The sequence below is a fragment of the Cellulomonas sp. A375-1 genome, from assembly GCF_001040865.1.
GTDB classification, from domain to species: domain Bacteria; phylum Actinomycetota; class Actinomycetes; order Actinomycetales; family Cellulomonadaceae; genus Cellulomonas; species Cellulomonas gelida.
On sequence record NZ_LFKW01000132.1, the window covers coordinates 33,792 to 44,351 of the forward strand.

The 10,560-nt window shown below is 72.6% G+C and carries 14 protein-coding genes; 1 reads left to right on the forward strand and 13 read right to left on the reverse strand.

Translation table 11 applies throughout. The features are described from left to right. From CWIS_RS13550 to CWIS_RS13600, 11 genes are all read right to left on the reverse strand, one after another. The coding region (locus CWIS_RS13550) for a phage tail tube protein (RefSeq protein WP_197080851.1) at positions 1-739 on the reverse strand (739 nt) is incomplete at its 3' end. Further along, positions 736-1,155 carry a minor capsid protein gene (locus CWIS_RS13555; RefSeq protein WP_048343846.1) on the reverse strand — a complete coding sequence of 140 codons (420 nt, stop codon included), beginning with the start codon at positions 1,153-1,155 and terminating at the stop codon, positions 736-738. The genes CWIS_RS13555 and CWIS_RS13550, both read right to left, overlap by 4 nt. Continuing rightward, positions 1,155-1,505 carry a hypothetical protein gene (locus CWIS_RS13560; RefSeq protein ID WP_048343847.1) on the reverse strand — a complete coding sequence of 117 codons (351 nt, stop codon included), beginning with the start codon at positions 1,503-1,505 and terminating at the stop codon, positions 1,155-1,157. Before CWIS_RS13560 ends, CWIS_RS13555 begins: the two co-directional genes overlap by 1 nt. Before the next feature lie 12 nt (positions 1,506-1,517). Continuing rightward, positions 1,518-1,832, reverse strand: a complete 315-nt coding sequence (locus CWIS_RS13565) for a hypothetical protein (RefSeq protein ID WP_048343848.1) — start codon at positions 1,830-1,832, stop codon at positions 1,518-1,520. Next, complete coding sequence (locus tag CWIS_RS17765; RefSeq protein ID WP_053071741.1) at positions 1,829-2,263, reverse strand: hypothetical protein; 435 nt, start codon at positions 2,261-2,263, stop codon at positions 1,829-1,831. Before CWIS_RS17765 ends, CWIS_RS13565 begins: the two co-directional genes overlap by 4 nt. Positions 2,264-2,477: 214 nt before the next feature. Continuing rightward, positions 2,478-2,771 carry an Ish1 domain-containing protein gene (locus CWIS_RS13575; RefSeq protein WP_048343929.1) on the reverse strand — a complete coding sequence of 98 codons (294 nt, stop codon included), beginning with the start codon at positions 2,769-2,771 and terminating at the stop codon, positions 2,478-2,480. Between the two features lie 18 nt (positions 2,772-2,789). Then, on the reverse strand, positions 2,790-2,984 hold the full coding sequence (locus CWIS_RS13580; RefSeq protein WP_048343849.1) for a hypothetical protein: 195 nt from the start codon (positions 2,982-2,984) through the stop codon (positions 2,790-2,792). A gap of 60 nt (positions 2,985-3,044) precedes the next feature. Beyond that, complete coding sequence (locus CWIS_RS13585; RefSeq protein WP_048343930.1) at positions 3,045-4,049, reverse strand: major capsid protein; 1,005 nt, start codon at positions 4,047-4,049, stop codon at positions 3,045-3,047. Positions 4,050-4,063: 14 nt separating this feature from the next. Beyond that, positions 4,064-4,834: a hypothetical protein gene (locus tag CWIS_RS17770; RefSeq protein WP_053071742.1), complete on the reverse strand. Its 771-nt coding sequence runs from the start codon at positions 4,832-4,834 to the stop codon at positions 4,064-4,066. 168 nt (positions 4,835-5,002) lie between these two features. Continuing rightward, the gene (locus tag CWIS_RS17775) at positions 5,003-6,556 is read right to left on the reverse strand and encodes a phage minor capsid protein (RefSeq protein ID WP_053071743.1); all 1,554 of its coding nucleotides are present in this window, start codon (positions 6,554-6,556) and stop codon (positions 5,003-5,005) included. Positions 6,557-6,560: 4 nt separating this feature from the next. After that, positions 6,561-8,099, reverse strand: coding sequence for a phage portal protein (locus tag CWIS_RS13600; protein ID WP_048343850.1), 1,539 nt, complete (start codon positions 8,097-8,099; stop codon positions 6,561-6,563). Positions 8,100-8,184: 85 nt separating this feature from the next. Between CWIS_RS13600 and CWIS_RS13605 the strand changes: the two genes are divergently transcribed. Then, positions 8,185-8,706: a hypothetical protein gene (locus tag CWIS_RS13605; RefSeq protein WP_048343851.1), complete on the forward strand. Its 522-nt coding sequence runs from the start codon at positions 8,185-8,187 to the stop codon at positions 8,704-8,706. Here CWIS_RS13605 and CWIS_RS13610 read toward each other — a convergent pair. Together CWIS_RS13610 and CWIS_RS13615 are read right to left on the reverse strand one after the other, a co-directional pair. After that, a complete protein-coding gene (locus CWIS_RS13610) occupies positions 8,703-10,031 on the reverse strand; it encodes a PBSX family phage terminase large subunit (RefSeq protein WP_231583893.1) in 1,329 nt (442 codons plus the stop codon). The genes CWIS_RS13605 and CWIS_RS13610 overlap by 4 nt on opposite strands. Next, the coding region (locus CWIS_RS13615; protein WP_231583895.1) for a hypothetical protein at positions 10,028-10,560 on the reverse strand (533 nt) is incomplete at its 5' end. The genes CWIS_RS13610 and CWIS_RS13615, both read right to left, overlap by 4 nt.

Below are 10,560 nucleotides of genomic sequence, written 5' to 3' on the forward strand. Positions count from 1 at the left end.
AGGCGCCGCGGGTGTACGGCAGGGCGTCGGAGGCGCCCGCCGCGTTCGTGACGACGGTGTTCGCGGCGCCCGCCGTCCCGGCCGGCATGATCGCGACGATCGTCGAGTCGCCGACGACGACCCACGACGTCGCGTTCGTGGCCCCGAACTTCACGCCCGACGTGGGGATGGTGCCGGTGAAGCCGGAGCCCTTGATCGTCACCTGCCCGCCCTGGGCGACCGCCGACGGCGTCGCCGACGTCAGGGTCGGCTTCGTCGCGGGGGCCGCGACGGGGACGGCGATCTTCTGCACCGGGCCGGCAGACGTGAGGGTGATCGACCACCCACCGACCTCGGCGTTGCCGGTGTTCTGCCGGTCGGCCTGGACGGTGAAGCGTCCCTCGCGGGCGTAGTCGCTGCCCTCGGAGTCGTAGTAGCGGACGTGGACCTGGGCGGCCTTGCCGCGCAGCCCGGGGGCCGCCGCGTCGAGGAGCTTCTGCACCTCCGGCAGGTACGCGCCGGCACCGTCCCGCTGGATCTGGATCGTGAAGCCCAGGGTGTCGGTCTCGCCGACGCGGACCTGGTTCGCGGCGCCCTCGTCGTCGTAGGTCGCGGCGTCCAGGAGGGTCGGCGCGGACTGCGGGGCGACGGCGGAGGTGAAGCGGATCGCCTGCCAGTTCGGGGTGTCGCTGGCGGGGTAGGCGAGGTCGATGTCGAGGTCGAGCTCGTAGGAGAAGCCGAGGTCGGTGGTCATGGTCATGCCTCCAGGGGCGGGGGGTTGAGGATGAACTCGTAGTTGTCGGTCCGCTCCTGGCGGCCGGTGTCGTCGGCGCCCAGGCGGGCGGACGAGATCCTGCGTGCCCGGGCGACCCCGCCGCGGCGGTGGACGCCGTGCAGGGCGGCGAACCCGGCCGATGCGAGGGTGTCCGCGCCTGCGGGGGCACCGGGCGCCCCGCGGTACCGGACCTGCACGTACCTGACGGTGGTGCCGGTGGACACGGGGTCGGTGGAGGAGTAGACGGTGACGCCGATGGCCCGGTCGGGGATCTCGGCGATCGGGCCGTAGAAGATGCCCACCTCACCGGTGGTGTAGGTCGGGCCGGTGGGGCGCCATGCGCCGACGCCGGCAGCGGCGAGCCACGCGGCGATGAGGCGGGTCAGGGTCGCGTCGTCCATCAGCGGCTGCCGAAGGTGCGCTTGATCGCGGTGGCGATGATCGCCTGCACCTCGCCGGCGGTGTCGGCGACGGCGGACTCGAGGAACTTCGCTCGTCCGTGCCTGTGCCGCAGTTGCAGGTCTTCGTGCTGACGGGCCGCGTACGGCAGGTCCGTCGACACGGACGCGACGAGCTCGTGCTCGGTCGCGGGGCCGACGAGCTGCGAGGACCGCAAGTCGCCGACATCCAGGGGTGTGCGGGACACGGACACGGCCCGAACCCGCTCGGCACCGGTGGTCAGGCCGGCCGCGGCGCCGCGGCGTGCTGCGGCCTTCACGGCGGTTCCGTTCCAGGTGACCTCAGCGTCCATGGGTCTCTCCGCTCAGGTGAGGGTCGCGACGACGTGGGCGGGCAGGCCCAGCGCGCCGCCGTCGAGGGCGGCGCTGGTGATGACCGTGGCGCTGCGCGACGGCAGCGTGACGCGCGACCCAGGGGTCAGCGAGGTCGTGCCTGCGGGTGCGTACACGGTCGTCTCGGCGATGACCTCGCGCCCGTCGGGCCCGCGCACCAACTGCCGCTTGTCCTCGACGAAGCACGGGACGGTCGCGGGTGCGGCGAACACGTCGCCCTCGCCACCGGAGCCGGTCAGGGACTCGACGGTGACGGTGTGCACGAAGAAGTCCTCGAGGCCGCTCATCCGCGCGTCCCGGTCGCTGCGGTCACCAGACCGGCGTCGGCGAGGATCAGCAGCGCCTCCTGGCAGAGCCGTGTCGCGGCCTGCGTGCGTGCGGTCATCGCGGTGACGGACGCCGCGGCCGCGGTGTCGTACTCGACGCGTGCGGTGCCGAGCGCCTGCGCCTTCGTCGGCGCCGCCTGCAGCTGGACGCCGCCGGCGGCCGGGTCGACGTCGGCGGCGGCCCAGGCGGCGACCTGTGCGCACGTCGCGTCCCGGAACGCAGCGGCCGTGGTCGGCACCGCGGGCGCGCCGGCACTGTCGGTCGCGTACGAGGCGGTGAGGGTCGCGCGCCGCACGAGGACCGACGCGGACCGCAGCAGCGCGGTGGCGTTCGCGGGGACCGGGGCGACGCCCCAGGCGGTGAGGTCGTCGGTGGTGGCGTACACGAGCATGACGGCCTCCTCGGGGGTGTGGTGGCTGGGGCGCAGGTCGACCGTGCAAGGGGCAGAAAGGGCGCGACGACCAGGCGCGGCGTTACCCGCCACGGACCCCTCAGCTCGCCTTCACCGCAGGTGTTCCTACGTGGGGCCGTCTTTGCGGTGTTGACGCCCCAGCCACCCGAACCCGCCGCCGGACGGAGGGACCGGCGGCGGGTCGGCGGGGACGTCAGGCGGGCGGGGCCTTCGCGTCGGTGATGCCCTTGACGATCTCGTCCTTGTTCGACGCCGACCCGAGGTCGATGCCGTGCGCGGCGGCGTACGCCTTGAGCTGGGCGACCTTCCACGCGTCGGTGGGCTCGCCGTCGGGGAACGCCGGCGGCTCGTCGTCGATGGTGTAGCCGTGCCGCTCGAAGTACGCGATCGCGCCCTCGTCGTCCGTCTCACCGGTGCCGTCAGCGAACGTGACGCCGGCGACGGTCCCGGTGAAGCCCTTCACGGGCGTGTGGATCTTCGGTGCCATGGGGTGTGCTCCTCGAGCTCAGTCGCCCTTGCGGACGATGGAGTCCCACCAGCGGAACGTGGCCACGACCGCACCGTCCTTCCACGCCTGCAGCGACCCGTCCGGGCCGTCGTAGTCGAGGTGGTCGGCCTGCACGGTCGTCGACTTGTCGCCGCCGGTGGAGATGACGTAGGTGCCAGGCTCGGAGAGCCCGGCGGGTACGGAGCCGTACATGTCGCTCCTGTCTGGTCAGTGGTGCCCGGGCGCGCAGGTCGAGCGCGCCCGGGCGGGGCCTCACTGGACGCGGATGTTCCGCAGGACGGCGGCGGCCTTCGTGGCCTTGAGCGCGACCGCGGCGGGGCCGAACTCGACCTCGCCCTTCTTGACCGCACCGGCGGCGCTGAAGTCGGGCAGCCACGTCTGCACGATGCGGCCACCGATCGTCGAGACGCCGTGGAAGCCGTCGAGACCGACGCGGTAGGCGTACAGGTCCGTGAGGCCGGTCGTCGAGACCGACGCGACCGTGCGCGTGACGATGGGGATGATCGGGTTGTTCGTCCCGGCCTTGGCGCCCGGGTCGGCGAACACGACGCTGCCGTAGGTCTCCCGGACGATCGGCCGCCCGTCCGCCCCGACCAGGTCGTCGACCGGGTTGCGCGTGTACATGCCAGCCCGGCGCGCCGCGGCGCGGACCCGGGCGAGCGCCTTCGCGTTGCCGAGGATGACCGTGGGGGTCCCGTCGAGCAGCGCGAGGAACTCGTCGATCGCGTCGAGCGCCTTGAACGCCGCGCGCTCGTCGGTGTCGAAGTCCCGCCAGTCGGTGACCGCGGCGGTGCCGGTCTCCGTGCTCGAGCCGGTGAGGGCCTTGTCGAGACCGTCGAACCCGTTCGCGTCCGTGGCGATGTCGCCGTTGACGACGAGGTCCTGGAACGCGGTGTTCGCGGCCTTGACCTTCTGCAGGAGGTTCAGCTGCACGGCACCGGACGCGGCGGGGCCGATCCCGGCGACGACGCGGTCGACCTCGAAGGAGCCGCCGAGCACGGCGAGCGTCACCGACTTCTTCTCGGTGGTGACGTTCTGCGGGGTGTACTCGGAGTTGATCGCACGGGTCGCGGCGGTCGGCTGCGTGACGAGCCGGCGGTACCCGTAGTCGAGGGTGGTGCCACCCCCGACGGGGTTGACGACGTCGTCGAAGACGAGCGTGTCAGCGATGACGGACTCCTTGCGGAACTCGTCGATGACGGCAGGGTCGTAGTCCTGCAGGGCGTTGTTCTTGGACTCGGCCAGGGTGACGGCCATGGTGGACCTCCAGGTCAGGCAGTGCCGTAGTGCGCCTTGATGGCGCCGGCGAGAGTGGTGGGCTTCTTCGATCCCTCACCGGTCCCGCCGGTGTGGTCGACGCTGCTCGAGCCCGCCACCAGGGCGGTCTTGAGCTTGGGGTTCTGGGCGACGGCGTCCTTGATGGCCGCGTCGACCTTGCTGGTGAAGTCCTCGGCCGTGGGGTCGAGGTCCGCGACCTTCGCCAGGAAGGCGCGGGAGTCGAGGAGCGCGGCCGGGTCGCCCTGGTGGGTGCCGGCGGCGCGGTAGACGGCGAGCTCGACGGCGGCCTGGCGGGCCTGCTGCTGTGCGGCCTGGACCTGGGTGGCGAGCTGGTCGGCGGTGGGTGCGGCGTTGCCGTCGGTGACGAGACCGAGGGCCTTGCCGAGGTCCTGGACGAGCGCGTCGCGCGCCTCCTGCGCGGCGGTGGCCTTCGCGTTCGTGCGCGATGACGCGTTCTCGCGGCGCAGGCGGGCGATCTCGGCCTTGAGTGCGGCGGGGTCGTCGGGGAGCGTCTCGCCACCCTGTGCGCCCGTCTGGTCGGTGGCGGCCGCGGCCTGGCTGGCGGGCTGCACGCCGGCTGCGGCCGCGGCCTGCTGCTCGCCGGGGGTGCCGGTGGCCTGGCCGGTCGCACCGGCGTCGCCGGTGGCCTCCATGACCGCGTCACCGAACGTGGCGCGGTGGAACGCGAGGAGCTGGGCGACGAAGTCGGGCGCGGTCATGTCGACGACGCTCGAACCGGGGACGTAGCTGGTGGTGCGGGACACGCTGACCTCCTGGGTCGGAGTGACGGCCCGGCGCCGGGCCGGGCATGACGAAGGCCCCGACACCAGGACGGTGCGGGGCCTCGGATCGAAGGGGGCGCGGAGGTCTAGGAACGCGGCGATGGCGGCCCCGCTGTGCAAGTGCACTGCGTTACCGCCATCACCACCAGGCTACTCCGAGCGTCGGACAACGCGCACGATCGTGCCGTCCTTGCACAGGACGAGCACCTCGAGCAGGGACGAGCCGGGACCGAGGCGGCGCCGCACCTCGTCGATGATGTCGACGTCGGCGAGCGGCGTCCGGGACGTGTCGAGCACGAGGCGGTCTGCCTGCCCGCTCGCGCGGCTCAGCTGGTGGGAGATCGTGTGCCTGCCCGAGCCGGTCGGCGCCTTCATCTCCCACGGCTGGCCGTCGAGCAGGATGTCCGGCGTACGGACGCCCTTCGTCGTCGACGGGACCTGGAAGCGCACCCGGTGCCCTGCGTTGGCGAGCCGCTGCGCAGTGTTGAGCTCGTGGGCCTGCGGGGCGAAGCCCTTGACCTGGGGGACTCGCACGTGCCCGGTACGCGGGACACCGACGGCGTCGGGGGTGACTCGGCGGCCGAGGTTGATCTGCTCGCGGTACCGCTTGCGGTTCAGGCCGGTGTCATCGACGTGCTCGCGGATCTGGCGTTGCAGGTCCCGCACCGCGGCGTTCGCGCGCCGCCGACCCTCGGGTGTGACCGCGGCGGCCGCGTCGATCTTCGCCTTGCGAACTTCGCGCTCGAGGTACCGCAGGTGCTCGCGCTGCTGCTCAAGCTCAGGGTCGTACGTTGTCGCATCGACGACCGGGTCGAGGCCGGGGATGAAGGAGACCGTCGTGCACCGGCAGTTCGGGTGCTGCCAACCCTGGTCGCGTGCCTGCTCGAGCGTGCCGGCGACCGTCACCGTGACCGTGCCCGGCCCGATCGTCGACGGGATAGTTATCCGACCGGTCGGGCCCGGGCCGATGCGCAGGATCTTCCCGGCCCACTGCGCGCACGACTGGCACGCGTCCGATCCGACGACCACGCTGACGAGGTCGGTCCCGTTGTCGACGAGCGTCTGCTCGTGCTGCGCGTTCCACGCCCGCCGCGCCGCCGTGCGCGTCGCCATCTCCACGTACGTCGCCGTGTTCCAGCGGCGCCCGGCCTTGTCGACGAACGCGGGCGCACCGCGGCGGATGAGGTCCTGCCAGGCGGCGGCCTGCGCGGTGCGGGTCGTCTGCCCGAGCCCAAGGAGCAGCCGCGACGTCGGCCCGGCGATCACCTGCCGGTACACGTCGTCCGGCCACCGCAGGATCCGCCGCGTCACGTCGTCGAACGCGTTCGTCAGGTCCAGGGTGAGGGCCTGTGCGGCGAACGCGCCGCGCGCGACCGCTGTCGTGCGCGCGAGCGCGGGGACACCGCCGAGCGCTGCGAGCTCGTCGAGCGCCGCGGCGACACCGCCGGCCGTGGCTGCCTCGAGGATCGTGGCAACCTGCTCAGGTGTGGCGGCGCGCAGCGCCCCGGCGACCTGCTGGGCCGCGGCGCGTAGCTCGGTGATCCGCAGCAGCGTCTCAGCGGTGTCCGCACCGGCCTCGAGCGCGGCGGCGACCTGCACGGCGATCGCCCGCTGCAGGGACGCCTCCGCGTCGGCGAACATGCCGGCGAGGTCGGCGATCGCCTTGTCGAGGGCGTCACGGTCGTCCGGCCACCAGACGGCCACGGGGCTACTCCGTGATCGCGAAGGGGTCGTTCGCGGGCACGCCGTGCTCGCGCAGGATTGCCGCGGCCTCGGCCTTGATGCGGTCGTCGTCCCAGTCGGGGTGCACGAGGCCGACGAGCGTCTCGGTCGATGCGGCCTCGGCGGCGCGCAGTGCCGCGGCGGTCTGCGCGGCCTGCAAGGGCGTCTCCCAGATGCCGTCCGGGAACGTGACCTTCAGGTCGGTCGCGTCGTGGCTCTTGCCGAACACGGCGGCGTCGACGGACAGGAGCTTCTCGACGAGCTCGGTCAGCGCGGGTCGCCACAGGCGCAGCTTGCGGCCGCGGGTCTTGAGGGACCGGGACTCGCGGGCCATGACCTCGGTCGCGGTGGTCTGCGACGTCTCGCCCTGCTCGCCGAACGTCTGCACGGAGTACCCGGCGGACTGCACGATCCGGTCGGACCACTCCTGCGCGGTCGCACGGTGCTCCTCGAAGCGGATCGCGAACTGGACCGGGGTGATGGGGGCGTCGGACTCCTCGCCGGCCGCTAGCTTCAGCGGGGCGAACACCTCACGGTCGAGGTCCATGCTCGCCCCGGCACCGGGCCCGTTGTCGTCGAGCATGTACCGCGCCACGACGAGGCGTGCCTTCGCGAGGCGGATGTCTCGCATCCACGCGGCGTGGATCTCGTCGAGGTTGTCGAGCAGCGGCTCGACGCCGTCGATGTCTGCGGCACCGAGCCCACCGGCGGCGGGGACGTGCCGCCAGGCCTTCGCCGTGGCCGCGTCGGTGTTCGGGACGTACACGACGGCCAGGCCGGGGGTGCGCCCGGCGATCACGTACCCGTCTGCGTCGACCACGGTTGCGAGGGGCGCGGTGGCCGGCCTCTCGACGAGCGGGACCGCGCGCCCGAGCTGCGTGTCGTTGCCCTCGTACAGGCCGTGCTGAATCAGGCCGACGCCGTCGAGCCCGAGCTCGTGCCGCTCGAGGTGGCGCCACACGACCGAGCCGTCGCGCTCGACGACGTGCCAGAACGTCACCGCACGCAACCGCCCCCACGCGAACTCGGGGACAGCCTCGTCCGCGGCGACGACGGTCGGGAACGCATGGTCCGCGACCTGCACGTCCCAGGTGACCCGCAGGTACACCCCACCGAGCGCGGCGCCAGCCTCCGCACCGCCGGTGAGGGTCGCGAACAGGGGGTCGGCGAGGACGTCGTCGAGGTGCCCCTGCGTGGTCTTGTCGGCGACGCGAATGGCGGGCGGCTCGGAGAACAGCAGGTCCGCACTGGTGCGGGCGATGTCGGCGGCGAGGGGGACGTGCGTGAGGTCGTTGCGCTGCTGACCGCCGCTGGTCGGGGGCCGTCCCCACCAGAAGCGGGCGAGCGCGCCGACGACGCCACCGCGCAGCTGCGAGGGGCGCGCCGCAGGGGTGGAGCCGGCGCGGTAGACAGAGGTCAGGGCGGACGGGTCGCCGGTCCACCACGCCGACCAGCGGGCGAGGACGGGGGTGACGGGCTCGAGCCGCTTGGGGGGCCAAATGGTGTCGACGGTAGGCAGCGGCACGAAACGACACCTCCGTGTGCGTGATCGGTGGAATGGTGAACCCGCACGCAACGAAGCGAGCACAACGCGGAATGGGGGATCGGCAATGAGCGAGAGCAGCACCGATGGGCTGGGCGAGAGGCTTGATCTGCTCGCCGAACAAGTCCGGCAGGCGACTTCAGGGGTTTGGACGCCGCATCTTGGAGCGATCAGCCTCATCGACCTGGCGACCGCTGGCGAAGCGTCGATCGCGACGCTGACGACGAAGCCTTGTGTGGCGTCCGACACGGGACACGGCCTCGATGTGTCGCTCGTGACCGTCACAGAATCGTTCGTTGTCTGGTCGGAGTTCGCAGGCGCCACGGACGACGGGCAGTGGGGCGGCGAAACCGATGGCGCGATCGCGGTCGAGGTCGTGCCGATCTCGAGCGTGAACTCGATCGGGATCGCCTTGGACTCGTTCACCCACACCATGGAGCGCAGTGAGGTCGAGGCGGGCAGGCTCCCCAGTCGCGGACGAGTTGTAGCCGGCTTCACGGGCACGGCTCGCGAACTCGTCGTCTCCGGACGGAGCCGGGACGCTCAGGCCGCCCTGAGCCACCTCATCAAGGCGCTGCGACCGTCCTAGTCGGTTCCGTCGCCCGGTGCAGTGTCTGCGGCCGGGGCGAGGGGGATGAGGTCGCGCCAGTCGAGGCGGGTCGTGTAGATCGCGTACCGCAGCGCGTCGACCTCGTCGTCGTCAGCCTTCACCGGCTCGTCCTGGCCGCGGGCGGTGGCCTTGTCGGACCACACGTACCCCGGGATCCGGTCGATGAGGTGGCTGCAGGTGTCGGCGACGACGAGCCGGTCCGTGGCCAGGAGCGCGGCGATCGTGCGGATGCCGGGCAGGACGGCCTTGTGGGCGTTGCGGACGCCGCGCAGGTCATCGTGCTGCAGCTGGTTGCGGAAGCTCGCGGCCGCGGAGTCGACGGCGACCCACTCGGGTGTGCGCCACGCGTCGACTGGCTGACCGGCGAGCCAGGTGCGGAACCGTGCGGACTGCTCGCCCTGCGTCGCGGTGGCCGGCGCCCACTCGGCGAGGACGTACAGGCGGTGCTCGCCGGTGTGCCCGTCGCGCAGGTCGGGGCCGAGGCCGAGGAGGTACCCGCGGGTGTGGTGTGTGTCGCCGTAGTCGATGCCGACGGCCAGGACCCGGTCCATGGTCGGGAACGTGTCGGGTGCGGCGACGTGCCGGGTGGGGTCCCAGGTCTCGTAGATCGCGCCGGCGGCCTGGACCCACTCGCCGACGATGAACCGGAGGTGCCAGAGCCCGACGTACTCGCGGCAGACCTGCGCGACGTACGCGGGGTCGAGGTGGGTGTTGTCGGTGAGCCGGAACCGGAACACCCGGTACCCGAGCTCGGTGGCACGGTCGACGACCTGCTTCTTCAGCCAGTGCGCGGGCCCGTCGGGGTTGGTCGTGGCGAACAGGCGGGCGCCGGGAACGGACATGCGGCCGAGGAGCTGCGTCCAGAATGCCTCGGAGACGAGGGTGGCTTCGTCGACGTACGCGCCGGCGACAGTCAGGCCGCGCAGGACCATCTCGGCGCGGGCGTCGGATGCGCCGAGCACGTGGACGGTGCGGCCGAGGATGGTGGCGGTGGGTGCGCCGGCGGTGTAGCTGACGTGCCGGGCGAGCGCGCCGAACAGCGATGCGTCGGTGAGCGGGCCGAAGACGTTGCGAGCGATGGACTCCCTGGTCCGGCCGACGACGACGAGCGCACCCCCGCGGGGGGCGTGTGCGACGAAGATCAGCCACGCGAGCAGCGACGCGATCGTCTTCCCGGACCTGATCGATCCCGTCCAGAGGTTCACGCGGGCGACGGCTCGGGCGATCGACCACACCTGCCGGGGCGACAGGCCCGCCATCACGGCCGTGAGCACGGCGCTCGTGACCGCGGCGGCGGCGGTCACGGCGTGGCCGGCTCGAGGTCGGGGTCGGGCATGCGGTCGGCGGCTGCGGTGATCGCGGCGGCGATGCCGTCGAGCATGCCGATCGCCTCGGCGACACCCTGGTCGGCGTCCATCTTCTCGAGGCGCTCGATCGACCCGACGAGTGTGTTCACGGTCTGCGCGAGCTTCAGCTTGTCCGTGGGGGTGGGCTCGGGGACGGTGTGCTCGGCGAAGTCGTGGTCCTTGCCGCCCCAGTCGAAGTACGTGTGCGGCTGCCACAGCTGGGTGCGAACGCGTTCGGCGTCGGCGAGCAGGTCGGAGCGCAGGGTCGCGCGCCGTGCGCGGGCGTCGGTGACGCGGGCGTGGGTGGCGGCGGCCGTGCGGGTGCGGTCTGCGGCGGACAGGCCGAGGTGGGCGAGGCGGCGCGCGGTGGCGGTGCGGGAGCGGCCGAGCGTGGAGGCCATGGCGCGCACGGGGGTTTCGGCGGCGTGGAGCTCGCGGAGGCGGGCGTCGTCGTCGTGCGTCCAGGTGGAGCGGGTGGACACGTGGG

Excerpts from the sequence above, each read along its gene's own strand:
- CWIS_RS13555 (WP_048343846.1), bottom strand. The coding sequence starts at position 1,155 with ATGGACGACGCGACCCTGACCCGCCTCATCGCCGCGTGGCTCGCCGCT.
- CWIS_RS13605 (WP_048343851.1), top strand. The coding sequence starts at position 8,185 with ATGAGCGAGAGCAGCACCGATGGGCTGGGCGAGAGGCTTGATCTGCTC.
- CWIS_RS13565 (WP_048343848.1), bottom strand. The coding sequence starts at position 1,832 with ATGAGCGGCCTCGAGGACTTCTTCGTGCACACCGTCACCGTCGAGTCC.
- CWIS_RS13580 (WP_048343849.1), bottom strand. The coding sequence starts at position 2,984 with ATGTACGGCTCCGTACCCGCCGGGCTCTCCGAGCCTGGCACCTACGTC.
- CWIS_RS13575 (WP_048343929.1), bottom strand. The coding sequence starts at position 2,771 with ATGGCACCGAAGATCCACACGCCCGTGAAGGGCTTCACCGGGACCGTC.
- CWIS_RS17765 (WP_053071741.1), bottom strand. The coding sequence starts at position 2,263 with ATGCTCGTGTACGCCACCACCGACGACCTCACCGCCTGGGGCGTCGCC.
- CWIS_RS13585 (WP_048343930.1), bottom strand. The coding sequence starts at position 4,049 with ATGGCCGTCACCCTGGCCGAGTCCAAGAACAACGCCCTGCAGGACTAC.
- CWIS_RS13560 (WP_048343847.1), bottom strand. The coding sequence starts at position 1,505 with ATGGACGCTGAGGTCACCTGGAACGGAACCGCCGTGAAGGCCGCAGCA.